The organism is Vibrio sp. 10N.286.52.C3 (genome assembly GCF_041468865.1).
Lineage (GTDB): Bacteria > Pseudomonadota > Gammaproteobacteria > Enterobacterales > Vibrionaceae > Vibrio > Vibrio crassostreae_C.
In genome coordinates this window covers 20,681-46,959 of the sequence record NZ_JBFRJM010000075.1, presented here as the reverse complement: position 1 = coordinate 46,959, position 26,279 = coordinate 20,681, and the positions used below count along the sequence as shown (strand labels likewise).

23 protein-coding genes are annotated in these 26,279 nt (G+C 46.9%); 8 read left to right on the top strand and 15 right to left on the bottom strand.

Features of this window, described 5'->3' with window-relative positions; translation table 11 throughout:
* Nucleotides 1–11 precede the first annotated feature (11 nt).
* Both spoT and recG read left to right on the top strand, forming a co-directional pair.
* Nucleotides 12–2,138 carry a bifunctional GTP diphosphokinase/guanosine-3',5'-bis pyrophosphate 3'-pyrophosphohydrolase gene (spoT, locus tag AB4138_RS21700; RefSeq protein ID WP_372051182.1) on the top strand — a complete coding sequence of 709 codons (2,127 nt, stop codon included), beginning with the start codon at nucleotides 12–14 and terminating at the stop codon, nucleotides 2,136–2,138.
* Between the two features lie 297 nt (nucleotides 2,139–2,435).
* Nucleotides 2,436–4,514 carry an ATP-dependent DNA helicase RecG gene (gene recG, locus AB4138_RS21695; RefSeq protein ID WP_017063082.1) on the top strand — a complete coding sequence of 693 codons (2,079 nt, stop codon included), beginning with the start codon at nucleotides 2,436–2,438 and terminating at the stop codon, nucleotides 4,512–4,514.
* A gap of 276 nt (nucleotides 4,515–4,790) precedes the next feature.
* Here the strand turns inward: recG and envZ are convergent, their stop codons facing one another.
* Together envZ and ompR are read right to left on the bottom strand one after the other, a co-directional pair.
* On the bottom strand, nucleotides 4,791–6,086 hold the full coding sequence (gene envZ, locus AB4138_RS21690; protein ID WP_372307647.1) for a two-component system sensor histidine kinase EnvZ: 1,296 nt from the start codon (nucleotides 6,084–6,086) through the stop codon (nucleotides 4,791–4,793).
* Nucleotides 6,087–6,239: 153 nt separating this feature from the next.
* Nucleotides 6,240–6,959 carry a two-component system response regulator OmpR gene (gene ompR, locus AB4138_RS21685; RefSeq protein WP_008218409.1) on the bottom strand — a complete coding sequence of 240 codons (720 nt, stop codon included), beginning with the start codon at nucleotides 6,957–6,959 and terminating at the stop codon, nucleotides 6,240–6,242.
* A gap of 178 nt (nucleotides 6,960–7,137) precedes the next feature.
* Between ompR and greB the strand changes: the two genes are divergently transcribed.
* The gene (gene greB, locus AB4138_RS21680; protein ID WP_017062470.1) at nucleotides 7,138–7,620 is read left to right on the top strand and encodes a transcription elongation factor GreB; all 483 of its coding nucleotides are present in this window, start codon (nucleotides 7,138–7,140) and stop codon (nucleotides 7,618–7,620) included.
* Between the two features lie 663 nt (nucleotides 7,621–8,283).
* A complete protein-coding gene (locus tag AB4138_RS21675) occupies nucleotides 8,284–10,614 on the top strand; it encodes a Tex family protein (protein ID WP_372307644.1) in 2,331 nt (776 codons plus the stop codon).
* Between the two features lie 126 nt (nucleotides 10,615–10,740).
* Here AB4138_RS21675 and AB4138_RS21670 read toward each other — a convergent pair whose 3' ends face one another.
* Entirely contained in the window at nucleotides 10,741–11,214 is a 474-nt protein-coding gene (locus tag AB4138_RS21670) for a hypothetical protein (RefSeq protein ID WP_017066129.1), read from the bottom strand.
* A 349-nt stretch (nucleotides 11,215–11,563) separates the two neighbouring features.
* Nucleotides 11,564–12,340, bottom strand: coding sequence for a pimeloyl-ACP methyl ester esterase BioH (gene bioH / locus AB4138_RS21665; RefSeq protein WP_017063077.1), 777 nt, complete (start codon nucleotides 12,338–12,340; stop codon nucleotides 11,564–11,566).
* Between the two features lie 93 nt (nucleotides 12,341–12,433).
* On the opposite strand from bioH, the gene AB4138_RS21660 reads away from it, so the two are divergent.
* From AB4138_RS21660 to cysQ, 4 genes are all read left to right on the top strand, one after another.
* A complete protein-coding gene (locus tag AB4138_RS21660; RefSeq protein ID WP_170962812.1) occupies nucleotides 12,434–13,147 on the top strand; it encodes a ComF family protein in 714 nt (237 codons plus the stop codon).
* 109 nt (nucleotides 13,148–13,256) lie between these two features.
* The gene (nfuA, locus tag AB4138_RS21655; protein WP_004741449.1) at nucleotides 13,257–13,841 is read left to right on the top strand and encodes a Fe-S biogenesis protein NfuA; all 585 of its coding nucleotides are present in this window, start codon (nucleotides 13,257–13,259) and stop codon (nucleotides 13,839–13,841) included.
* Nucleotides 13,842–14,130: 289 nt separating this feature from the next.
* Nucleotides 14,131–14,682 carry an ADP compounds hydrolase NudE gene (gene nudE, locus AB4138_RS21650; protein ID WP_017062476.1) on the top strand — a complete coding sequence of 184 codons (552 nt, stop codon included), beginning with the start codon at nucleotides 14,131–14,133 and terminating at the stop codon, nucleotides 14,680–14,682.
* Between the two features lie 36 nt (nucleotides 14,683–14,718).
* Nucleotides 14,719–15,546, top strand: a complete 828-nt coding sequence (gene cysQ, locus AB4138_RS21645) for a 3'(2'),5'-bisphosphate nucleotidase CysQ (protein ID WP_017062477.1) — start codon at nucleotides 14,719–14,721, stop codon at nucleotides 15,544–15,546.
* 119 nt (nucleotides 15,547–15,665) lie between these two features.
* On the opposite strand, the gene AB4138_RS21640 is transcribed toward cysQ, so the two are convergent.
* From AB4138_RS21640 to gspD, 11 genes are all read right to left on the bottom strand, one after another.
* On the bottom strand, nucleotides 15,666–16,445 hold the full coding sequence (locus tag AB4138_RS21640) for a type II secretion system protein N (RefSeq protein ID WP_017062478.1): 780 nt from the start codon (nucleotides 16,443–16,445) through the stop codon (nucleotides 15,666–15,668).
* 1 nt (nucleotide 16,446) lies between these two features.
* A complete protein-coding gene (locus AB4138_RS21635; protein ID WP_017062479.1) occupies nucleotides 16,447–16,935 on the bottom strand; it encodes a type II secretion system protein M in 489 nt (162 codons plus the stop codon).
* 20 nt (nucleotides 16,936–16,955) lie between these two features.
* Complete coding sequence (gspL, locus tag AB4138_RS21630; protein WP_017062480.1) at nucleotides 16,956–18,185, bottom strand: type II secretion system protein GspL; 1,230 nt, start codon at nucleotides 18,183–18,185, stop codon at nucleotides 16,956–16,958.
* Nucleotides 18,154–19,203 (bottom strand): type II secretion system minor pseudopilin GspK, encoded by a 1,050-nt coding sequence (gspK, locus tag AB4138_RS21625; protein WP_017062481.1) that lies wholly within the window; start codon nucleotides 19,201–19,203, stop codon nucleotides 18,154–18,156. The genes gspL and gspK overlap by 32 nt, the downstream gene beginning before the upstream one ends.
* Complete coding sequence (gspJ, locus tag AB4138_RS21620; RefSeq protein WP_371721921.1) at nucleotides 19,187–19,954, bottom strand: type II secretion system minor pseudopilin GspJ; 768 nt, start codon at nucleotides 19,952–19,954, stop codon at nucleotides 19,187–19,189. Before gspJ ends, gspK begins: the two co-directional genes overlap by 17 nt.
* Nucleotides 19,941–20,336, bottom strand: coding sequence for a type II secretion system minor pseudopilin GspI (gene gspI / locus AB4138_RS21615; protein WP_017062483.1), 396 nt, complete (start codon nucleotides 20,334–20,336; stop codon nucleotides 19,941–19,943). Before gspI ends, gspJ begins: the two co-directional genes overlap by 14 nt.
* Nucleotides 20,323–20,916, bottom strand: a complete 594-nt coding sequence (gene gspH / locus AB4138_RS21610; RefSeq protein WP_017062484.1) for a type II secretion system minor pseudopilin GspH — start codon at nucleotides 20,914–20,916, stop codon at nucleotides 20,323–20,325. Before gspH ends, gspI begins: the two co-directional genes overlap by 14 nt.
* Before the next feature lie 78 nt (nucleotides 20,917–20,994).
* On the bottom strand, nucleotides 20,995–21,438 hold the full coding sequence (gspG, locus tag AB4138_RS21605) for a type II secretion system major pseudopilin GspG (RefSeq protein WP_017062485.1): 444 nt from the start codon (nucleotides 21,436–21,438) through the stop codon (nucleotides 20,995–20,997).
* A gap of 88 nt (nucleotides 21,439–21,526) precedes the next feature.
* Nucleotides 21,527–22,747, bottom strand: a complete 1,221-nt coding sequence (gspF, locus tag AB4138_RS21600; RefSeq protein WP_372307640.1) for a type II secretion system inner membrane protein GspF — start codon at nucleotides 22,745–22,747, stop codon at nucleotides 21,527–21,529.
* A gap of 1 nt (nucleotide 22,748) precedes the next feature.
* Nucleotides 22,749–24,251, bottom strand: a complete 1,503-nt coding sequence (gspE, locus tag AB4138_RS21595; protein WP_017070112.1) for a type II secretion system ATPase GspE — start codon at nucleotides 24,249–24,251, stop codon at nucleotides 22,749–22,751.
* Nucleotides 24,251–26,275: a type II secretion system secretin GspD gene (gene gspD / locus AB4138_RS21590; protein ID WP_372117906.1), complete on the bottom strand. Its 2,025-nt coding sequence runs from the start codon at nucleotides 26,273–26,275 to the stop codon at nucleotides 24,251–24,253. Before gspD ends, gspE begins: the two co-directional genes overlap by 1 nt.
* Nucleotides 26,276–26,279 lie beyond the last annotated feature (4 nt).

Sequence of the window (26,279 nt, the reverse complement as noted above, 5' to 3'; positions counted from 1 at the left end):
GGGCCTTTAATTTGTATCTATTCGATAGCCTCAAAGACGTTGCCCAAGAATACCTAACAGAGCCTCAAATTGAGGCTCTGCGTCAATCTTATGTGGTAGCGAGAGACGCCCATGAAGGGCAAACCCGCTCAAGCGGTGAACCATACATTATCCATCCTGTAGCTGTTTCAAGAATCCTGGCAGAAATGCGTCTGGATATCGAAACCCTGCAAGCTGCTCTGCTTCATGATGTCATCGAAGACTGTGATGTCACTAAAGAAGATCTAGAGGAAAAATTTGGCAATACCGTTGCTGAATTGGTTGATGGTGTATCTAAGCTGGATAAGCTTAAATTTCGTGATCGCAAAGAAGCGCAAGCAGAGAACTTCCGCAAGATGGTTCTCGCCATGGTGCAAGACATCCGCGTTATCTTGATCAAATTAGCTGACCGTACTCACAACATGCGCACGCTTGGGGCACTTCGTCCTGACAAAAAGCGTCGTATTGCTCGTGAAACCCTAGAGATTTATTCTCCACTAGCTCACCGTCTTGGTATTCATAACATCAAGACCGAACTAGAAGAGCTGGGCTTTGAAGCCCTCTATCCTAACCGTTATCGCGTACTTAAAAACGTAGTGAAAGCTGCGCGTGGTAACCGTAAGGAAATGATCCAACGTATCCATAGCGAAATTGAAGGCCGCCTTGAAGAGGTCGGTTTGCCTGCTCGCGTACTTGGTCGTGAAAAAAACCTGTTCTCCATCTACAACAAGATGAAAACTAAAGAGCAGCGCTTCCACACCATTATGGACATCTACGCTTTCCGCGTCGTGGTTGATACCCCAGATACTTGTTATCGCGTACTTGGTCAGGCTCACAGCCTGTACAAGCCTCGCCCTGGCCGCATGAAAGATTACATTGCGGTACCAAAAGCCAACGGCTACCAATCTCTGCACACGTCAATGATCGGCCCTCACGGGGTGCCAGTTGAGGTTCAGATCCGTACTGAAGATATGGATCAAATGGCAGACAAAGGTGTCGCAGCGCACTGGTCTTACAAAGGCAACGGCTCACGCAGCAGTAATGGCACAACCGCACAGGTTAAAGCACAACGTTGGATGCAGAGCTTACTTGAGCTGCAACAAAGCGCGGGTAACTCATTCGAATTCATTGAAAACGTTAAGTCTGATCTGTTCCCAGATGAGATCTTCGTGTTCACGCCGAAGGGTCGCATTGTCGAGCTTCCGGCAGGCGCAACAGCGGTCGATTTTGCTTACGCGGTGCATACCGATGTCGGCAACATGTGTGTAGGTGCTCGTGTAGACATGAACCCTTACCCACTCAGCAAATCGCTGAAGAACGGTCAAACTATTGAGATCATCAGTGCTCCGGGCGCACGTCCGAATGCAGCATGGCTCAACTACGTAGTGACCTCACGCGCACGTACAAAGATCCGTCAGGTTCTAAAAACCATGCGTCGTGAAGAGTCGATCACGCTAGGCCGTCGTTTACTGAATCATGCACTTGGCGAACACTCTATTGCCGATATCGGCCAAGAGAATATTGACCATGTATTGTCTGACTTACGCCTAGAAAGCGTTGAAGACTTACTGGCGTCGATTGGTCTTGGTGAGCTGATGAGTATCGTAATTGCTCGTCGTCTGCTTGGTGATGCTGACGAACTGACTGAAGTAGAAAACAACAGTGACACACCAAGGAAGAAATTGGCTATCCGTGGTGCTGAAGGTCTACTACTGACGTTCGCTAACTGTTGTCACCCAATTCCAGATGATCACATCATTGCCCATGTATCGCCAGGTCGTGGCCTTGTGGTTCACCGTGAAACGTGTCCAAACGTTCGTGGTTACCAGAAAGAACCAGACAAATACATGGCGGTTGAATGGTCTGACGATTACGACCAAGAGTTCACTGCTGAACTTCAGGTTGATCTGCAGAATCACCAAGGTGCACTGGCTGAGTTAACTAACGTTATCTCGAAAACAGGCTCGAACATTCACGGTATTTCAACTGAAGAACGTGATGGACGCCTGTACACAGTGACTATCTTGCTGACCACCAAAGATCGTGTTCATCTTGCAAGTATTATGAAAAAGCTACGTGTGATGCCACACGCGCTGAAAGTAAGACGTCGTAAGAACTGATCAAAGTAAAGATGAGGGATTCGAGATGGCGAGATGCGAAGAGCAAAAGACTTCGTGACTCACCATCTTGGCTCCACATCTTTTTTAATCTTTTCGTATCTCGTTTACTCGTACCCCGTATCTGCTCTTCATTCCTTCGTGTCTCGTTTACCCGCATCCCGCATCTGCTCTTATCCCTTCGCATCTCGTTTACCCGCATCCCGCATCTGCTCCTAATCTGCTCTTACGCTTTATCCTGTACAAAAATCCAGTAAAATGCTTGAATAGATTATCTCTCTTATGTTTATGAGCCTTGTTATGTCACAGCTTTTATCTGCTATCCCTCTCAACTCTTTATCTGGAGTCGGCGCAAAAGTCGCAGAGAAACTGGAGAAGGTTGGGCTTAACAACGTACAAGATTTACTGTTTCACCTGCCTTTGCGCTACGAAGATCGAACGCGTATCTATCCAATCGTAAAACTGCATGCTGGTTTATGGGCAGCAGTGCAAGGCAAGGTAATGCACGTCGATACCATTTTCGGTAAACGTAAGATGCTCGCAGTAAAGATCAGTGATGGTAATGGCACTATTACACTGCGTTTTTTCAACTTCACTGCAGGCATGAAGAATAACTTTGCCGAAGGCAAACAAGTGCATGCTTATGGTGAGATCAAGCGCGGTAATATGGGGCTTGAGATCGTCCATCCGGACTACAAATTCTTTGCGCCGAGGCAACAGCCAGACGTTGAAGCCAATCTGACTCCGGTGTACCCAACCACCGAAGGGCTAAGACAAGTCACGCTGCGTAATCTTACCGATCAAGCCTTAGAGCTAATCGACAAGGCCGCAGTTAACGAGCTTCTCCCATCAGGTTTATACGACCACCAAATTACCCTCGCACAAGCACTGCATACCATTCACAGGCCGCCCCCGGGCATTGACCTAGAGCTGTTTGATGAAGGCAAGCACCCTGCGCAACTGCGCCTAATTATGGAAGAGTTACTGGCTCAAAACCTGTCTATGTTGTCTGTTCGTAGCAAAGGGCAGCAAGACAAGGCAATGCCTTTTCCTCCAGTAAACACCCTTAAAGATAAGCTACTGGCTCAGCTGCCGTTTTCACCAACCAATGCCCAAGCACGAGTGACCAAAGAGATCGAAGCTGACTTGGAAAAGCCGCATCCTATGATGCGTTTAGTGCAAGGTGATGTGGGCTCTGGTAAAACCTTAGTCGCTGCACTGGCGGCGGTTCGCGCATTGGAACACGGTCAACAAGTAGCACTTATGGCACCCACTGAACTACTCGCAGAACAACACGCGATTAACTTTGCCAACTGGTTTGAGGCAATGGGTATTCAAGTTGGATGGCTAGCAGGTAAGCTCAAAGGCAAAGCTCGTGAAACTGAACTAACACGTATTGCCAGTGGCGAAGCGCAAATGGTGGTCGGTACTCATGCCCTGTTCCAAGAGCATGTCGAGTTCAAAAACCTTGGTTTAGTGATCATTGATGAACAGCACCGATTTGGTGTCCACCAGCGATTAGAGCTACGTGAGAAAGGCGCAAAGCAAGGCTACTACCCCCATCAGTTGGTCATGACCGCTACCCCAATCCCACGAACGTTAGCAATGACGGCCTATGCCGACCTCGAAACTTCGATTATTGATGAACTGCCACCGGGACGAACCCCAATTCAAACCGTGGCAATTCCTGATACCAAGCGCGATGACATTGTTGAACGTGTGAAAAATGCGTGTCTCAATGAAGGCAAACAAGCCTACTGGGTATGTACGCTGATTGATGAATCGGAAGTACTGGAAGCTCAAGCTGCAGCTGATACAGCAGAAGAGCTACAACGCAAACTGCCTGACGTAAAAATTGGTTTAGTCCATGGCCGAATGAAACCCGCCGAGAAACAGGCGGTGATGAGAGAGTTCAAAGAGAACAAGCTGCATCTATTGGTTGCGACAACCGTGATTGAAGTGGGCGTGGATGTTCCGAATTCGAGCTTAATGATCATCGAGAACCCAGAACGTCTTGGCCTAGCGCAACTGCACCAACTGCGTGGCCGTGTCGGCCGTGGTTCGGTCGCAAGCCATTGTGTATTGCTGTATCACTCACCACTGTCTAAAACCGCTCAGAAACGCTTAGGTGTGCTACGTGAAAGTAACGATGGCTTTGTGATTGCACAGCGAGATTTAGAAATTCGAGGGCCCGGTGAGCTGCTTGGCACTAAGCAGACGGGCTTGGCAGACTTTAAGATTGCTGACTTGGTACGAGACCAACGTTTGATCCCTGAAGTGCAGCGTATTGCGCGTCATATTCACGATAGCTACCCAGACAATGCTAAGGCGATCATCAACCGTTGGTTGGGTGAACGCGATGTTTACTCTAAGGCGTAGTTAACACTAAGGCATAGTTAACACTGAGACCGTATTCAAACGTAAAAAAGGCTTCCTCAAGGAAGCCTTTTTAGTGTGCGTTACTTTCATCAAGCAAGAGCGAGATTCCCTATTCGCTCGTTCCTCACGATAGGGAATGACGATCAAAGTAAACTTTCATCATCAAAGTCCATGGTTAGCAATTCGTCATCCTCGGAGAGGGAAGAATGACCGAGTCGGGGATCTCTTAACAGTTCCCCGAACCGAACTTATCGTCATCAAACGGACCGATGATAACTAGGGCTTAACCGGGAAACTGATCTGCGCTTTTAAGCCACCTTCACTGCGGTTATTGACCACAACAGCACCTTGATGCTGGCTAACGATACGTTTCACAATTGCTAAGCCCAAGCCCGTTCCTTCGCTACCACGAGCCGTGTCACCACGCGTGAAAGGTTCAAACAGCTTTCCGATCTGGTCTTGTGGAATACCCGGCCCGTTATCTTCTACCGTCACCCAAGCAAGCTTGTTATCCGCCGTCATACCAGTTGATACCTTGACCCAACCATTACCGTAACGCAGCGCATTCACCACCAAGTTGCTCACAGCACGCTTCATTGCGATCGGGTTGCCCAACGCAGGTTTCATGGTTTCTGGAATATCGGTTTCAATCTGGACCTCATAGCCACCTTCAGAGCTAGAGACTTCTCGCGCAATATCATCGACAAACACCGCTTGGAATGAGTCTCTGTCAACAGGCTTTAGGTAATCCATGAACTGACTGATGATCTCGTTACACTCTTCGGTATCACTGATGATGCCTTCCGCCAAATAGCTCTCTTCTGGCGACATCATCTCGGTTGCTAAGCGAATACGCGTTAACGGAGTACGTAAATCATGGCTGATACCCGCCATCAACAAGGCGCGGTCTTCTTCTAGCTCTTGGATGCCTTTCGACATCTGGTTAAAGGCTCGAGTTACCGAGCGAATCTCTTGTGCGCCTTGAACTGGCAATGGCGGTGGAATATCACCTCGCCCGACACCTTGCGCCGCTTTCTCTAGCGCTATCAACGGACGGTTTTGCAATCGGATAAACAGCCAACCACCTGCGACAATCAACAGCGCCATGATCAGACTGTTACGAAACAGTGGTGCAAAATCCTCTTCTTGCAGCTCTGATAACGGAATACGAATTAAAGAGTTGGGTAACTGCGCAATGTCCATCCAAAGCACATAGCTCTCTTTACCCAAGATCAGCCGCACTTCAGTTTCAGAACCCAGCTCCTTGGTCATCTCCTCACTCATCAGGTCGATTGCGACCGCATGGTAATACTCACCCGCCGCTTCGCTGTCCTTGGCGTGAACGGTTACCCCGAGCTGTTCAAGCACACGCTGACGCAATGGCGCATCGATCTCGATATCACTGCCTTGGTCCAATACCAGGTTTAGCTCGTGAGCCAAAATCTTATTAAACTGCTGCAAACTTGGCATCAACGCATAGTTAAACACCGCGTAATAAGAAAAAATTTGGCTAGCGACCAATAGCGTTAAGAAAAGCACTATCGACTGAGTAAAGGAGCTACGTATACGCATGGGGTACCCGAGATGTAGAAAGATAAAGAAAGTGTTATATGACTATAACTCTAAACCATTGTGCTGAATAGAAAACGGGCCATCGCATATTAATGAGATGACCCGTAAGATTCACAGAATCGATAAAGCTACTGTAGAGCTTATTAAGCTGAATTACACAGCTTTGCCATCTGGAACGAATACATAACCCAAGCCCCACACCGTTTGGATGTAGCGAGGTTTGCTTGGATCTTCTTCAACTAGACGACGCAGACGTGAAATCTGAACATCGATAGAACGTTCCATTGCTGAATACTCACGGCCACGAGCCATGTTCATCAGCTTATCGCGAGACATTGGCTCACGAGCATTCGTTACCAAGGACTTAAGAACCGCAAATTCACCCGAAGTAAGCGGCATTGGCTCTTCACCGCGGAACATTTCGCGAGTACCTAAGTTCAAGCGGAACTCACCAAACTCAACCACAGACTCTTCTGTGCTTGGTGCACCCGGTGCTTCAATGACTTGGCGACGCAGTACCGCTTTGATACGAGCAAGCAGTTCACGTGGATTAAATGGTTTTGGCAGGTAATCATCAGCACCCACTTCCAAGCCCACAATGCGATCCACTTCATCACCCTTTGCAGTAAGCATCAGGATTGGTAGCGAGTTGTTTGCGTTTCGTAGACGACGACAGATCGATAGACCATCTTCGCCCGGCAACATTAAATCCAATACCATCAAGTGAAAATTTTCACGGGTTAACAGGCGGTCCATCTGCTCACTGTTTGCCACGCTACGCACTTGAAAGCCCTGCTCTGACAGATAGCGTTCTAACAGTGCACGTAAACGAGCATCGTCATCGACCACTAAAATTTTGTAGTTTTCTTGCATGTAATGGTTCCACCTATTAAAGCTTAAACCTAAGGTTAAGCATTCTTGGTAAATTGTATATTGGTATAAGACATTAAAAATGTAACATTATTGGAGAAAAAGTCGCCTAAATAATTGTTAACGTATGTTGCCTTTCTATATATTCTATCTTAGATCATCATTTCATTAAGTCAGATTTATGAAAACCAAACTTATCACCCGAGAAGGTTATAACAAACTCAAAGCAGAACATGACCACTTATGGCACGAGAAGCGCCCTGAAATTACTAAGATAGTCACTTGGGCGGCAAGCCTTGGAGATCGCTCAGAAAACGCAGATTACACCTTCAATAAGCGTCTACTTCGTCAGATCGATCGCCGAGTGCGTTTTTTAAGAAAGTTCCTACCTGATGTCACGATCGTTGATTACTCGCCACAACAAGAAGGTAAGGTATTTTTCGGTGCTTGGGTCGAAATTGAGAATGATGATGGGGAAATTAAGAAGTTTCGAATTGTCGGCCCAGAAGAGATCTACGGCGATGCTAAAGGCTATATCTCTATCGACTCACCAATGGCTAGAGCTCTGCTCAAGAAAGAAGTAGATGACGAGTTTACGGTAAAAACACCGGAAGGCGACAAAGAGTGGTTCATTAACTCGATTCGCTACGCAGACAACGAATAACCAAACTTAATAAACACTTAGCGATAAACTGAGTGTTCAGCAAACCCAAACTCCAGATAAAAGAAAACCCCGCAAGGCTTTCGCCTAGCGGGGTTAAGTCTCTATCGCAGCAATCCGGCTACTGTTTATCTCTTCGAGATAAGGTGCTCCCTGCATCTTTCCTTGATAGTGGCTAAATCCTTTAACCAATTTCCTTTTTGTTCATCGCCATCCTAGCGGTGTCCATTCTAGCCTGTCATCCTGACTGGCGAATCTCATCCAGAGATTATCACTTCCTTGCTGACCACTCATCCTAAGTAATCAAATCTTCATCCTGAAGATACCTAGTCCATTAGGCTTTTTCCTGTTCCTGCCAACTCCCTGTCGACAAGTTAAATATTACGGCAAATGGCCGTGTTTCCTAGATAGTCTTAAAAAACATTTCAGGTGAGAAATACGCCCACAAACACACAATCAAATAAAATCAGCAACTTAGTGTAACATCAAGACGATTTCATCGGTCTAAAGCGACTTACTCTCACATCACTTGTAAGAGATCTCGCACAAAGCGGGTATCAGAAACGGAAATTCGACTTCTGACAGGATAATTACACAGCCAAAGCTAGAAAAAGCGTACGCTCACCCCCATGTATTTGTCATGATATTAAATAAGAGATTCATCGGATGAGCCAAGCTATCTGTCGACTGATCGCTGAAGAACTGAATGTTCGTTCAGAGCAAGTCACTGCCGCAGTAAACCTAATTGACGACGGTAATACCGTTCCCTTTATTGCCCGCTACCGTAAAGAAGTTACGGGTGGCTTAGACGATACCCAGCTACGTAACCTTGATAGTCGCCTTTCATACCTTCGCGAGCTCGACGATCGTCGCCAAACGATTCTTAAGTCGATTCAAGACCAAGGAAAACTCACGCCAGAACTCGAGCGTGATATCACTCAAGCAGACAGCAAGACTCGCCTAGAAGATTTATACCTGCCATACAAACCAAAGCGCCGTACTAAAGGCCAGATCGCGATTGAAGCGGGCTTAGAACCACTTGCCGACACACTGTGGAATGAACCACAGCACGATCCAGAAACGGAAGCGGCGAACTTCATCAGCAACGATAAAGGCATTGCCGATACCAAAGCTGCTCTCGATGGTGCTCGTGCGATCATCATGGAACGCATTGCGGAAGACGCAAACCTACTAGAAAAGATTCGCCAACACCTAACACGCAACTCAGAGCTAGTCGCTCGTGTAGTGACAGGTAAAGAGCAAGAAGGCGAGAAGTTCAAAGACTACTTCGAGCACAACGAAACACTCAGCAAAGTGCCGTCTCACCGTGCACTTGCCATGCTGCGTGGCCGTAATGAAGGCTTCTTAACACTGGCAATGAACGCAGACCCAGAGCAAGAAGAAGGTGTACGTGGTTCATACTGCGAAAACATCATCTCTGATCACTACGGCATTACCCTAAGCAGCGCACCTGCGGATGCTTGGCGTAAGCAAGTGATTAGCTGGGCATGGCGCATCAAGGTTTCTATGCACATGGAAACTGAATTGATGGGCGCAATGAAAGAGCGTGCAGAGATCGAAGCGATTGAAGTATTCGCAACCAACCTAAAAGACCTACTCATGGCAGCGCCAGCTGGTCCTCGAGCAACCTTAGGCTTGGACCCAGGTTTACGCACCGGTTCGAAAATCGCTGTCGTGGATTCAACCGGTAAGGTTTTGGCAACAGAAACTATTTACCCTCACCCACCTCAAAAGCAATACGACAAATCGGCACACGTGGTTGAGCAGATGGTTCGTCAATTCAATGTTGATTTGATTGCGATTGGTAACGGTACGGCTTCACGCGAAACCGACAGCTTTGTGGCTGACGTAATTAAACGCGGCAACCTAAAAGCGCAAAAGATCATTGTTAGCGAAGCAGGCGCATCGGTGTATTCTGCGTCTGAACTAGCAGCAAAAGAGTTCCCGAACATGGATGTATCAATTCGTGGTGCGGTGTCTATTGCTCGTCGTCTGCAAGATCCACTGGCAGAGCTAGTGAAGATTGACCCTAAATCGATCGGTGTGGGCCAATACCAACACGATGTGAGCCAAACTATGCTCGCTAAGCGCCTAGATGCGATTGTCGAAGACTGTGTAAACGCCGTAGGCGTTGATGTGAATACAGCGTCTGCCGCGCTACTTACTCGCGTAGCCGGCCTTTCTAGCACCATCGCTCAGAACATCGTGGATTTCCGTGATGAGAATGGTCGCTTCGAAGCACGTACTACGCTAAAGAAAGTCGCTCGCTTAGGGCCAAAAGCCTTTGAACAGTGTGCTGGTTTCCTACGTATTATGGATGGTAAGAACCCGTTAGATGCATCATCGGTTCACCCAGAAGCTTACCCAGTAGTGAAAACCATTGCCGAGAAAAACCACAAAGACATCAAATCTCTGGTAGGTAACACCGACTTCTTACGTGGTTTGCACGCGGTTGATTACACCAATGAAAACTTTGGTGTTCCAACGGTCACCGACATCATCAAGGAGCTGGATAAGCCGGGACGCGACCCTCGCCCTGAGTTCAAGACTGCAACCTTCGCAGATGGCGTAAACAGCGTTTCAGACCTAGAACCAGGCATGATTCTAGAAGGTGTGGTATCGAACGTGGCGAATTTTGGTGCCTTCGTTGATATTGGTGTTCACCAAGATGGCTTAGTGCATATTTCAGCGCTGACCGATCGCTTTGTCTCTGACCCACGTGAAGTGGTTAAAGCGGGCGACATCGTGAAAGTGAAGGTGATGGAAGTGGATGTTCAGCGTAAACGTATTGCACTGAGCATGCGTATGAAGGACGAGCCTGGACAAGACAACCGTGCTCAACGTTCAAGTGCACCTCATACACAAAACCGCTCGAATCAAAACTCGCAAGGTGGCCAACGCCGTCGTGAAGAGCCGCAACAAAACGCTGCAATGGGTGGAGCATTCGCTGCCGCTTTTGCTAAAGCGAAAAAGTAATCCATTAGCTCATCTAAAAAGCTGATGTGCTTAAAACAGAAAACCTGCATCCCTTAGGGTATGCAGGTTTTTTTATTATGTGTTCAAAAAAGACATCGAAGCTTGGTTGGCTCGTAAACTTTTGATTTATAAGACCACCAACATCTCTGATGGAGCATGAGGCGCAACAGCATGACCATAATGATACTTTATGACCTTACGTCGTTTCTCCATCTGTCCTTCCTGAATCGCCGCATCTAAAACATGCTTTGGCAGGCGGAAACGCATGGTATAACCTTTGCCTTGATCAGCACTGTATGTTTTCAGTGCCAATAAGCTGAACAGCCGATCAAAAGGGTCTTGTGGCTCTTCTTGGCTAACCGAATTGGCCTCTGACTCGTTCTCCATTTCATAACCTGGATGGTCTGAAGGATCCCAAGCCGACTGCTGCCTTCGTTTATCGTCTGATTTTACCTTACGCTCTGCATTGGTTCTCGCCAATGCTACTGCGGGAGCAATAGGTTCTCGGACTCTATTATCACGCGCAACTTGCTCTGTTTGCACATTAACGGACGGGGCGATTAGTGGAACACTCACTGCAGTTGCAGGTGACACAATCATCGCGAACTCTCCTCAAGAATCGCCCATCAATATTGCCATAACACTGTTGTACCGAGAACGCACAACAGGCATAGCCCAACTTAGCGCAATCAGCTCTGGAGAGAGTTAGGTCTGAGTATCATGCAACACGTTGGTGTTATACCAATCGTAGTAAATAACTGATCATCCTAGCTTGTTAAAATGCTCGATAACGGCGTTAGATTTTTTGATTGTAGAATAACTACTTATCGAAACTACTTGTCAAAAAAAAGCTGCCTTGTTCTCAAGCCTTTTACCTACGCTATTTTTGAACACTTACTGTGATTGGTATTAGCTTATATATCGACCAAGCCGGATATATATTTAGCAATTATTTTTGTGCGAAGCTGACAAGCTCACTGCAAAAGGCATCCGCTTCGGTCATAAACGGTGCATGCGAAGACTGGGTAAATATGTATTGCTCGGTATGAGGCAAGGCTGTGCCTAAGTCTTTCGCAACCTTGATTGGCACCAATCCATCTAATCGACCATACAAGCGTAGCATTGGTACTGAAATCTCAGGCAGTTGTTCACGCAGATCGACATCCGACAGCATCTTTAATCCTGCCAATAATGAGTCTGGGTTCGGCAACGGGCGAGACAGCACCGCTTGCTTGAGTTGTTTTACATCTTGCCTTGCTGAAGGGCTGCCCATGGCTTGCAATGCCATAAAGCGTTCGATGGTGGTTTGGAAATCTTCAACCAGTTGCTCGGTGAATGCGCTTAATACGTTGGGCTGAATGCCTCGCCATAACACGGGCTCTTTTGCAGCGGCGAATTTGGGAGAACTGGCGACAGTCACCAGCTTGCTCACGTAATCTGAGTGATGGAGAGCCATGTGCGTTGCGACCAAGCCTCCAAGTGACCAACCCACCCAAATCGCTTGCTTTGGTGCTTCGGCCAAAAGCTGCTGAGCAATCTCTTCAAGATCTTGAGCGTGGCAGTGCGCGCTGTGTCCATACCCTGGTAAATCGACAACATGTACTCGAAAATCAGCTTGTAATGCATTAACGGTTTGTTGCCATACCGCACCGTTCATTCCCCAGCCGTGAACCAGTACTAAATCAGGCCCTTGCCCAGAAACATGCCAATATAACGCGTCACTCATTCTCAATATTCCCTACTTTTTCCATCAGCGATAATCCGCGCTTTTCAGTATGGTGAGCAAAAGGAACACCATAACCCAAAAGCATCACGAGCTATGTTATCCGATTGGCTACAAAAACACACACCACGTCTGGTCACACCTCAATGCCACCTGTGCAAACTTGATAAACTGCCCAGTGATACACATCCTCGATGGTGCAATTCTTGTCTCAAACTCTTTCAGCCAGTACCACGCTGCCAACGATGTGGTTTAAAAACACTGCTCACAGTAGAGCAGTGCGGACAGTGCTTATCTCAACCTCCACCTTGGCATCGCCTCTACTGTGTCGGCGATTACACCTTCCCTACAGCAGGTTACATTCAGCAAATGAAGTACGCTGATAAGTTTTGGTTTGCACGTGATCTATCTAAGCTATTGGCATCACGTATCGAATATCCTGCTCCGCTGATCACCAGCGTGCCGCTGCATTGGCGTCGATATACTCATCGCGGCTTTAATCAAAGTAAGCTGCTAGCCGACTACACGGCTCAAGAGCTTGGCGTTGAAAGTGATGTGCTCTTTCGTCGAATTCGCTCAACGGCTTCCCAGCAGGGGCTGACTAAATCCGCACGATTACACAATCTAAAGAGCGCTTTTGCGCTGCGAAAACAAGACGTTCAAGGAACTATCCCCTCTCACGTCGCGATAATTGATGATGTTGTAACCACCGGCAGTACTGTGTATCAATTATGCCAATTACTACTTGAAGTGGACGTTAAAAGGATTGATATTTACTGCATCTGCCGCACTCCTGAGCCCTCTGGATAAAAGCTGTGAATCACTACTTGTACAGCAATCCAACAAAAAAGGGCTGAATTACAAATCTGACAGGAGTAGAATGGCGCTAATAACCTACAAATCTACTCAGGTATTCGTCGTGTCAAATATTACTATTACAGAAACAGCTCAAACTCATTTTGCCAATCTGCTGTCACAGCAGCCTGAAGGTACAAACATTCGTGTGTTCGTGGTAAACCCGGGTACACAAAACGCAGAGTGTGGTGTTTCTTACTGCCCAACAGATGCTATCGAAGCGTCTGACACAGAGCTTAAATTCGAAGCTTTCTCTGCATACGTAGATGAGCTAAGCCTACCGTTCCTAGATGAAGCTGAAATTGACTTCGTTACTGACAAAATGGGCTCTCAGCTAACGCTTAAAGCACCAAACGCTAAGATGCGTAAAGTCGCAGACGATGCACCACTTCTAGAACGTGTTGAATACGCAATTCAAACACAAGTTAACCCACAACTTGCTGGTCACGGCGGTCACGTTAGCTTGGTAGAAATCACTGAAGACGGCGCAGCTATTGTAGCATTCGGTGGTGGTTGTAACGGTTGTTCTATGGTTGATGTAACGCTAAAAGAAGGCATCGAGAAAGAACTTCTTCAACAGTTTGAAGGTGAACTGACTGCTGTTCGTGATGCAACTGAGCACGATCGTGGTGAGCACTCTTACTACTAATCACTGATTTAGTGTTAGTTGTTATTTGAAAGGTTGATGCGCAAGCATCAACCTTTTTTGTTATGTGGATAAGCAAGTTAGGACTATCGCGTTCTCTCTATACTCTTTTGCTATACAACCATATTTTCACCTCGTTACCATCTTGAGTAAGGTATTCAAGTGATCGTAATCGATTCCTGCTTCAATAATTTTCGGATATGAAAACTCGGATCTAGGAACTCAAGGTCATTTCCCCTATATTAGAATGACTTTATAAGAAAGAATTCCAATGAGCTAAGGAGCGAGCGCAATGACGAAAAGGACCAAGCCAGAGATTTTGGCTAAACAAACTGTCGCTCAATCAAGACTATTCTCTATCGAGTCTCTCGACTTACGCTTTTCAAACGGCGAAGAGCGCACTTACGAACGCATGAAGCCCAGCGGGCGCAACGCAGTGATGATGGTTCCTATTACTGAGCAAGGCGATATTCTATTAGTACGTGAATATGCAGCGGGAACTGAACGCTACGAACTTGGCTTTCCAAAAGGGCTGATTGATCCAGGTGAGCAGCCAAACGAAGCCGCCGTTCGCGAACTCAAAGAAGAGATAGGCTTCGGTGCCAACAAGCTTACTCCGCTGAAGGAAGTGATCCTTGCACCCTCTTACTTCTCTAGCAAAATGACGCTGTTTATTGCAGAAGACCTCTACCCAGAAAAGCTAGAAGGTGATGAGCCAGAGCCTCTCGATATTGTGCGCTGGCCACTTGCTCAAGCCGAAGAACTGTTAACACATCTCGATTTCTGTGAGGCTCGGAGTATTACAGCCCTGCTTTTAAGCCTTCGTGTATTAAACAATAACTAGAACATTCAGGCTCGCTCTAAGAGTAAGAGAACATTTATGCCAATAACAAAAGATTTGTCTCACCTCCTACCCTCTGTCATTGAGATTGCTCGCTCTGCTGGTCAACTCATCTTAGAGATCTACGAGAAAAAGGATTACGAAGAGTTCATTAAGAGTGATGACACTCCAGTAACCAGTGCCGATCTTGCAGCACATAAGCTGATATTAAAAAAACTCAGTGAATTGACGCCTGATATTCCCGTATTATCCGAAGAAGACGCCGACATCAGCCTAGAGCAACGCTCTCAATGGGATCGCTACTGGTTAGTTGACCCACTGGACGGCACCCAGGAGTTCATCGCACGAAGTGGTGATTTCGCGACAATTATCGCCCTAATCGAGCATAACAAGCCAGTGATGGGCGTGGTATACGCACCCGTTTCAGGTGTGAGCTATTACGCTTACAGTGGCAAAGGCGCTTGGAAGATCCCAGACCTTAATGACAGCGTGAAAATCAAAACGCATCGTCACGAGCTGCCAAACCAGTCAATCGCCATGGCGATCAGCCGTCGCCAGGACATCAATCGCATCACTAGCCGTATGAGCTCAGCATGGAATTATGATTTGGTTCCTCTAGGCTCAGCAGCGCTTAAGGCCTGTTTAGTCGCAGAAGGCGCTGTGGATTGTTATCTGCGCCTTGGACCAACCGGAGAGTGGGATACCGCCGCAACGCAGTGCATTGTTGAAGAAGCTGGCGGACGTATCTTAAGTACTCAACTAGAACCGCTTTCGTACAATGAAAGAGAAACGCTAGAAAACCCGAACTTCATTGTACTCGGTGATGCAGATTTACCGTGGGTAGAAATTTTGCAAGGCAAAGACTAGGCGAGTTTGCTCCCTTTAACTGTCAGATATCCTCTAGATTCTCAGAACAAACAAAACGGGCACCTCAGTGAGGTGCCCGTTTTTTATATCTCGTAATTTAGTGACCCTTAGCCGTTTAGCTAAAAACGACCTTGATAAGTAAACTGGTACTTACCTTGGCTATCAGGATTACCCAACCATTTAAGCTGATTTTGCATCGTTGGCGGGAATTCAACACCCGGTTTAAACCACGCTGCAGATGTGTAGCGCTGGTTAGATGTTAGACTCGCTGAGAACTCACTGTCTACTTGAGTGCTCTTCTGAACGCCTTTGGCTGCAATTGTACTGTCTTCACAGGTTATGTCCGCAATCACAGGACCAAGGTCTAACGAACCAACAGGTGAATCGACTGCAGCACCAGACCAAGCCACAGTACCTTCACCAGACTGACACCAAGGTTGAGCATGAACCGCATGCTTGATCGTCAGCTCAACCTGTCCACCAATTGAAACCGGGACTGGAATGGCTGGAGCATATTTCATCACGTTAGCAGCGGGCATTGATGCGACTAAGTTTTCCGCATACGCACCACTCATGCTGTACCCAACACGCCCTTTTCCTGACAAGTTCATGTCGCTATTACGACCAAAACGAACCGCTAATTCAGCTTTGGCTTGGAAGAGTTTAGAGAACTGAAAGTCCCACTGTACTGAACCGTAATTAACACGCTGCCAGGCGATATTATTGGCGCTGCCCTGCCAAACCGTTCCTTCAACACCTTCAATATTCAAGCCACGCACAGCCGGTGCATGTTTGAGTACAAAAGAGGCCGGTAGATGCAGCAACAGACTAACCGAGAAAAAGACAATAAAGATGCCGCCAAAAAGTAAACCTAACTTCAAAGATAAACCGCGTTTCACATTAACCTCGTTTAAACTGTAGTCGGTTGACCTCAATAACCCCTGGGTTATCGGAGCGATCAATGTCCATAAACTCAACTTCGACACCCTGCTTCTCTTTCAAGTATGTCAGCCAATCTAAGAACTGATTAAAAGGCACAGGTTTCACCCAGACTTGCAGCATCTCGCCACGTGGTTGCACACGTATTAGCTCGATATTAAAGCGACGCATAGAAGCAGGCACAGATTGATTCAGAGGTTGACTGGCACTAATGCCGCCACTGCCTCGTAGTTCAACCACTTCATTGGCTTTATTGGTTACCCAAGCCAGTAGTTGCTTCTCGCTTTGAATGCGGGTCTGCGCAAGTTCAGCTCGCTGACTGAGTGGCTGGATTAGCCCCCAATAAACGACACCGACCACCAATAAAATTGAGCAACCAATCACTAATCGTTGCTCTCTTTGACTTATTGAAGTCCACCACGCTTGGAGTGGCTCAATCATATTTCTCATCACTGATCTCCTTACGCAGGTTATTGATGGGGTTTAAGAGTAAAGCTGCCAAATACGGCATCACCATTACGATTCAATGGCCCTTGCTCAACGGTAAACTTCTCTTCAAGTTTCACTCGCGCAGTCTCGAAATATTGGAAGTCAGTACTTTTCGCTTCCAATCTCACCTCTGAGCGGTTGCCGTCGTAGCGAATACTATTCACTTCGATGGCTTTCACTTGTCCTAAAGTTTCTGGCAGTAACGCTAGCCATCCAAGTAAGGAATCACCATCACCCGAGCCACCATACTTCTTAGCTTCGTCGTTCATCTGGCGCTTAAGGTAGCTGACCGTCGGAATACGTTGCTTGCCCGGAAGTACGCTTCTAAAAATACGTTCACTCTCCGTTCGGTACGCTTCGGCTTGTGCTTCGTACTGCTGAACCTTTAAGACTTGCTGAGTGACGATCACCGCCACCAGCAAACAAGCTGCGATCGCTACTTTTTGCCATACACGCCAGTACTTACTGAATGAAGATTTGGTTTTAAAGGTGCCAGTCAGTAAGTTTACGCCACTTGTAATGGCTTGTTGGCTCAGTAAAGACATCACCAGTTCCGCAGGTTTAGCTTGCCACTCAATGCCACTTTGCAGTTGAACGTCATCACTTGGCAGTGCGGTGTAGCTAAAAATCGTTGGTGATTGCTCTTCGTCATCTAAGGCAACCCAATCGCTTTGTAAGAACATCGCTAGCCACGCCTCATTGATCGACACTGCTTGATAGTTGCTTTGACGCAATAACCAATGTTGGTCGATCTGCAGCGCACTGATGCCCTGATCTTCTAAAGGCAACGCTAAGGTATCAGGCAATACTTTACGAAAGATAATGTTCGCTTCGCGGAAAGTATCCAGCGCCTGCTTAAGCCAATCACGTTCCACACCACACACTGTCGCGTGCGTTGCGTCTTTCTCTAAAATAGTCAGGTGTAAGTCTTCGATATCTTGTGCGACTTCGTCTTCTAATAAAAACGGCAGCATAGAATCGAACTGGCGAGCAGCACCTTTCGGGATCTCAACACGCTTAATTAAGCATTCATTTCCCGGCAATAAAGCGATACAGCTACGCTTTTCAGCGTAAGGCGTTAACTCATCCAGCTGCTCCCAGCTAGACAGTTCGCCACTTGCTATCACTTCTTGTTGGCTTGTCGACCAAACTAACCACTGCACAGGGCTTTGTGGTTCGCTACTCAGTCGAACGGTCAGAAACTCGCTCACTGATTCCTCCAAAACGACGGCGTACTACCGTCACTGTTTCTCGATTACTACTATAGAAAAGCGTCCGTATACGTACACGTGACTGCTCAACTAATACCTCTGCATCTAGCTCAAAATAGGCGCTATCTACAGTTAAATATGCTTTCGCTTTTTTGCTGACTTCGGCACTCACACCCACAATAGCAGGCTCAGCCATAAACGCATCCACCGTATCCCAACCATCGAATGGGCGTTTGTCTATCAGCTGTTTGGCATCCGATTCACTTAAGCCGGGGGCAAACATCGCTTCCAATAACGGCGCCTGCTTTTCCGTAAGAGTATTCACATTCAAACGGAAATCGTCGCTCGGCAGAGCACAAACAAAGGGGCGAACCTTATTCATCACCTCACCAGTGACTTGATAAACCGAGCGTAGCTCGGACTCATCGGCCATTAAGCCATTCGCTGCCAAATAAGATGGCTTCATCGCCTCATAAGTACTGTCTTCTACACCAGCTGAAGAGGTGGTTCGGGTATCACTATCAACAAATTCCCAGCTTGAATGTGCAATAACCTCGGCCTGATAAGGCTCAACATCTTGGTTTTCCAACAAGGTTTGCCAAACCGTAATTAAATAAGGTGTTTGGTTACTTGAAGTCGTCGCCACACCAGCCAACGCATTGAGATTAAAACATGCCTGAGCATCAACAATACGGCCTTTAACTTGACCATAATCCAACGGGTATACCTGTTCTTCTAACGCCCATGGTTGACTCAAGTTGACGGTATCACTGTCTTTGTAGCTTTGCCTAATGCCGTCTTGCACCAGCGCTTCGACACCAATGCTGTACCAGTAAGCCTGTTGGTAATTCAGTTGATTGCCCACGCGCTTAAATTGAGTAAACAGGCGTTCCGACATACTGCCTGCGATGGTTGCCATTATCGCCAGTAGCATCAGGATAATGATCAGCGCAACACCTCGCTGCTTGCGCCCCATGGCAGACCTTGTCAGTGCAAACTTATTAGTTCGATGAGTCATTATTCCCCTCATTACTACTTGAAGAGTCACTGTTTGAAGAATCATCGGCCTGATCTAGCGTGCCACCAGGGGTGAGATAAATACGCTCTATCTCACCATAATCTTTCAAGGTTAGCTTTAACCTTACCGCTTTCGGTAGCGATTTGTCGGCTTGCCACTCTTTCCCCCAGCGGCTTCCGTCATAAAACTCGAATTCCAAGCTTTCAACATCATCAAGCAAAGGCGTAATCACACCCTCTTGGCCTGCAGGGGTATCGGGATAACGCCACCACACACGCTCAAGTGTTTCTTCTTTAATGCGGTAACCCACTTTGGTGACTTCTCCGCGAGGAAACTGCTGCTGTGGGTTATGCCAGCCAAGGCGAGTAAACATGATGCCAACGCTGTCGGAATCCAGTAAATACTCTTTAATTAAGATCAGCTTAGATGATGCTTCTTCACCATTGGTACGAAATTGTCGTACCGCCATCTGGCGAAAATCATTATCTAAAATGACTAAGCTACGTTGCAGTTGATTTAAACGAGCACTGCGCTCGATTGAAAGCTCGTTGCTGCGTTGAACCTGATTTACTACCTGATAAGCCGCCATGCTTAACGTGGCAAAGATAGCGATCGAGACCAAAACCTCAATTAAGGTAAAGCCTCTCCCTTTCGAAGATAGTCCTTGTTGACGAGGCACACGCTTATTGGCGGACATGCTCTTACTTAGCGACTTGCTCTTAGCTAACGCCACGCTTTTACTTGACCACATAGCTGCGCACCGTGACCACTGGAGAAGCTTGTTTACTGGTTGCCACACTCACATCAAACGCCTTTAATAAATCATCGCTAGTATCGATTGGCGTGACCTTCCAAAACCACTCTCTCTCGGCCAACTCTTGTGTGCCCTGCGCTTTTTTTAGCTTCTCAGGATGCAACATCACCAAAGCCATTTGATTATCAACGACCATAGCCGCGAAGGTTTTTTCTTCTAGATAACTGAGGGTATTGATGTGCTGAGTGACAGCACGAATCACACTGATCGCCGCAGTCGCAAAGATAGCGAGCGCAACCAATACCTCAAGCAGCGTCATTCCTCGAGAACCAAGGGGCATACCACGAAAACGATAAGGAGAACGGTTATTCCTCTTCATCTTCTTCTCCCGGTTCTAGCAGTCGAATCACACCATTGTCCAATACTCGAATACGCCAACCATCTTGTATGGTGTCTCCGGTATTTGGATAAAACGACAATACAAATGGCGTCATTTCAGCACTCGACAAGATGTAGATCTGTGGTGGTTTCGGCTTCTTTTCCTCTTCAAGATCAGCAAACATATCTTCATCAAACAAGCTTCCTGGGTTGAACAACCGATCATCGTCTTCCCATGCGCCACCACCTAAGGTCAGTGACAATGCGAGTTCTTCCGGTAGTTCAGTTAAAGAGGGGATTTTTTCAAAATCGACTTCTTGCCAGCCTTCAGACTTAAGCGCCATCAGTACATAGGTCGATTTCTTTTCATCAACTCGAACGCCAAAATCTAAGCCGCTCAAAATAGCCTCTTCATTGAGTAATTGAACTCGCTGATAAAAGCTTTGAGCGTATTTTTTAGCAACATCTTTGCTATTGGTAGGAATGGTCGCGATCACCGCAACCGCCGTTACTGACAGTAGTACCAACACCAAGAGAATCTCAATCAAGGTGAAACCTGGCTGTGTTTGCTTAGTTTTCACCTTTAGACTCCATCTGTTTACGTCCTACCATCAATAACGTATCAAGCATCAATAACGAATCAAACAATAAGCTGAAGCTTATTGGAAATCCTGCATGTTCCAGTTGCCGATATCCGCCGCAATACCTTCACCACCTTCTTGGCCATCAGCACCAAGAGTGAAAATATCAATAGTGCCGTTATCACCAGGGCTTAGGTATTGGTACTCGTTACCCCATGGGTCGTTTGGCAGACGCTTGATGTAGCCGCCGTCGCGGTAGTTACGAGGCTCTGGGCTGCTTGGCTTAGAAACCAATGCATCAAGACCTTGATCCGTTGTTGGGTAAACGCTGTTATCCAGTTTGTACATATCTAGCGCGTTCTCTAGCGCCACAATATCAGTGATGGCTTTTTGTTGGTCAGCCTTCTCTTTGTTACCCAATAGGTTAGGTACAACAAAGCTCGCCAATACGCCAAGGATAACCACAACAACCATCACTTCTAATAGGGTAAAGCCTGATTGTTTCTTCATTCTGTTTTTCATTATTTTCTCCAAATTACAGACAGCGAGTTGAAGGTAATAATGTCCTTCTTCTCGTTAATCCAAAAACTAACGTCTTATGAGCAGTTGATTAACCACTCATCAAATTATTCATTTCAAGCATCGGCATCAGAGTCGCCATCACAATGAACAGCACTAAGCCTGCCATCAAAGCGATAAGTGCTGGCGTAAAGATACCTAACGCGATATTCACGGTCGATTCAAAGCTTTGATCCTGGTTATCTGCCGCTCTTGTTAGCATTTGCTCTAACTGACCACTCTGCTCACCACTGGCGATCATATGCAGCATCATTGGAGGGAAGAGTTTGGTTTGATCGAGCGCTTTACGCAGGCTTGCCCCTTCTCTAACACTGTCTGACGCCTGCAGTACTTGTTGCTTCACATGGTGATTCGACATTACATCAACCGCAACCTTCATCCCCTCAAGGATAGGAATCGCACTCGAGGTACAGATAGAGAGTGTTCGTGCAAAACGAGAGGTATTAATTCCTTTCGCGATCTTGCCGATCAGTGGAATGCTTAATAGCTTGCGATCCCAACTCATGCGAACACCCGGCTTTTTCAGAGCGGTCTTAATCAACACAATCACACCGATGATCAACAACAGTAATTGGATGCCCCAATTCTGGATAAATTCACTCGATGCCAATAAAAATTGTGTCGATTGAGGAAGTTCTTGGCCCATTTGGATAATCGGTTCAACGATCTTAGGTACCACGGTTGCCAGCAGGAACGAAACAATCGTCACCGCAAACACCACCAGCACCACAGGGTAGATCATCGCTTGCAGCAACTTAGAGCGCATCTTCTGACGGTTTTCTGCGTAATCAGCCAGTCGCTCCAATACCGCATCTAAGTGACCCGATTTCTCACCAGCCGCGACCATGGATCTAAACAGTTCATCAAAGATATGTGGGTAATCAGCCAAGCTATCGGCTAGCGAATAACCTTCCGTTACCTTCGAACGAACCGCCAGTAACATGGTTCGAATACGTGGCTTTTCAGATTGCTCCGCCACGGCTTTCAAGCACTCTTCTAGCGGCATGCCTGATTGCACCAAGGTGGAAATTTGGCGAGTAATCAAAGCAAGGTCTGGCGTGCTGATACCACGCTTAAAGCTGGTCGAAGGCTGTGCACCTTTCGTCGTTTTAGCTTTAGCTTCGGTCATCTCAACCGGCATCAAGCCTTGTTCTTTGATTCTTTGGCGAGCCTGACGAGCATTATCTGCTTCAATTGAGCCCTTTTTGCTCTTACCCTTGGCATCCAGCGCTTTGTATTCAAATGCCGCCATACTAGACTTCCTTGGTCACACGCATCACTTCTTCTAAGGACGTTACCCCTTTCAGAACTTTGCTCAAGCCATCATCTCGAATACTTGGTGTTGTGCCACGAATTGCTTTCTCAATCGCCTGTTCGCCAGCCTCACTGTGAATCAGTTCTTGTACCGAATCGTCAATCATCAATAGCTCATGAATACCAGTACGACCTCGATAACCCTTATGGCCACACTCTTCACAACCTTTGGCATGGTAAAGCGTCAGGCTTTCTTTCTTCTTCAACCCAAACAGTTTCTTCTGCTCTTTATCGGCTTCATAAGGTTCTTTACATTCGTTACATAAAGTACGAACCAGGCGCTGAGCCAAAACACCCAGCAGTGAAGAAGAGATCAAGAAAGGTTCAATGCCCATATCACGCAGACGTGTAATCGCACCAACGGCAGTATTGGTATGCAGAGTCGACATCACTAAGTGACCGGTCAAAGAGGCTTGGACAGCGATCTCTGCGGTTTCCAAATCACGGATCTCACCAATCATGACCACATCAGGATCTTGACGAAGAATGGCACGTAAACCACGCGCAAAGGTCATATCAACCTTAGGGTTCACTTGTGTTTGACCAATGCCATCAATATCAAATTCAATCGGGTCTTCAACGGTTAAAATGTTTCGTTCATTGCTGTTGAGTTCTTGCAGGCCTGCGTACAGGGTCGTCGATTTACCTGAACCTGTCGGGCCGGTCACCAAGATAATGCCGTGTGGGCGCTGAATCAGCTTACGGAAGTTTTCATGGTTTTCTGCTGTCATACCTAAACTGTGCAAGTCTAGACGAGTGGCGTTTTTATCCAACAGACGCATTACCACACGCTCACCGTGCGAAGAAGGCATGGTTGAAACACGAACATCAACCGCTCGGCCACCAATACGCAGAGAAATACGACCATCTTGTGGCACGCGTTTTTCCGCAATATCCAGTTTAGCCATAACCTTGACACGTGAAACCAATAGCGGAGCCAGTTTACGGCTTGGCGCTAGAACATCACGCAGCACACCATCAACTCGGAAACGGATACAAAGTGACTTTTCAAAGGTTTCTATGTGTATATCCGAAGCACCCTCTTTGATCGCCTCACCCAGCATCGCATTGATTAACTTGATGATTGGTGCATCATCTTCTGATTCAAGTAAGTCTTCGTCTTGAGGCAGTTCTTCCGCTAGTGAGAAGAAATCATCACTATCAGCACCAATGTCTTCCATGAGCTGACGAGCTTCCGACGAGTCACGCTGATAAGCATCGGTCAGTTTTTTATCAAACTCATCGAGAGTAATCGCTTGTGGCGTGAAACCATTTTTCACAACACGACTCACTTCAATGATCGCCGCCGATTTCAGTGGCTCAACATAATAAAGTATCGGTGCGCGCTCTGGATGTTGATACTCCAACACCATCTTATAGCGATTCGCAAAGCTAAACGGCAAGCGCTGATAAGTACGTGCCGCCCCTACCAATTCAGCCATTATTCTGTTTCCATCTGATCAATGAAGGCTTGAAGTTCAGCCGGGTAATTCATGCTTTCGCCAAATTTAGGCAATACCGGGATGTTATCGTCTGCCATTAATTTCAGTCCTTGCTCAGCCTTGTACAACTGCTCAGCACGGATGAAGTTGTATTTACGCTGCGTGATACCATCGGCTGTCATACCATCACGAATAATGGTTGGTTTGATGAAGACCATTAGGTTCTTTTTCTCAACCTGAGTACTGGTTGATTTGAACAGGTGTCCTAGAACAGGGATATCGCCCAAGAACGGCACCTTAGATTCACTTTCCAGCGCTCGCTCGTCAATCAAGCCACCCAGCACCAGCATTTGACCGTCTTGAACAATCACTGACGTATTTAGCTGACGCTTAGCAAAACGAACATCTACTGCCCCGTTTGCGCCTAACACGTTCGATACTTCTTGTTCTATTTGCAGCTGAACTGAGTCACCTTCATTGATTTGTGGCACGACTTTTAGCTTGATACCCACTTCTTTACGTTCAACCGTTTGGAATGGGTTATCGTTACTTGAGCCTGCGGTCGAGCCAGTTAAAACAGGCACCTCTTCGCCCACAATGAACGACGCTTCGCCGTTATCCATCACGGTGATACTTGGAGAAGATAGGATATTTGAATTTGAATCGGTCGCTACTGCACTGATCAAGGCAGTCCAGTCACCCATCACTACGCTCATTGCCGCGCCATTAACGCCAGAAAGAGCAGAAGCTAACGTTGAGTAGTCACCGGATTCTGTGGTCGTTTCATTACGCAAAAAGGCGCCATTATCATCATAGACTGCGGTGGTCGTTTCAGTGTCTTTCGCTTCTTCTAAACCAACCATTACGCCACCGATTGACGCACCTGTGTTGCCATACTGAATCACAGCACCAGTATCAAGGTTACCCCATTGCACACCAAGGTTAATGCCATCACCCTCTGCCATCTCGACAATTAGGGCTTCAATCAAGACTTGAGCGCGACGAATATCCAGTTGCGCGATCACATCTTGCAGCGCGTTCATGATGTCTGGTTGGGCGGTAATAACCAAAGAGTTGGTATCACTGTGAGCTGAGATCACCACTTTGTCACGTTGAGATGAGCTACCTTTAGTTGATGTTTGCTTCTCTGATTGCAGGTTGTCCGACACGCCTTTCAGCACATCGACTAAATCTTCTGCTTTGGCGTATTTAAGGTAAATTACTTGGTTGTTGCCCTTGGTTGCCATTTCCACATCAAGCTGTTCAATCAACCTTCTTAAACGGCTACGTACCTTAGGGTCACCTGAGATAAGGATCGCATTGGTACGTTCATCGGCAACTAATTTAGGTTGTAGGAAGGCTGGTGTGTTTTGGGCATCTGTGGTTTTGCTTAGTGCATCAACGATACGTACCATTTCTGCCGCAGAAGCATTCTTTAGCTCAACGACTTCAATCTCTTTATCACCCGCTTGGTCAACACGCTTGATGATTTCAGCTAAACGGTTTACTACCGCCGCTCGGCCTGTAATAAGGATGATGTTGGCTGGGTCGTAGTGCACAACGTTACCCGCGCCTGCATTGTCGTTTAGTTGACGAAGCAGAGGAGAAAGTTCACGCACCGAGACATTACGAACCGTCACAACACGCGTCACTACGCTATCACCAGTGATTGAATCACGGTCACCAACAACGGGGATCGCCGAAGTTTTAGAGTCTTTGGCTTTGATGATCTTAAGAACACCCGAGTCCATTTCAACGACTGCGTAGCCATACACCTCTAGTACGTTTAAGAAGAAGCTGTAATATTGCTCTTCATTCAATACGTCGTAGCTGCGTACATCGATTTTTCCGCGCACCGATGGATCAACGATGATGGTCTTCTCTAAGTTGCGGCCAACAATATTAATAAACTCTTGAATGTCAGTGCCCTTAAAGCTGGCACTAAAATCACTCGCGATGGCTGCGGGTGTGCAGATCAAGCTTCCTGCCAATAACCATGCACTTTTCTTAAACCAATGCTTCACGTAC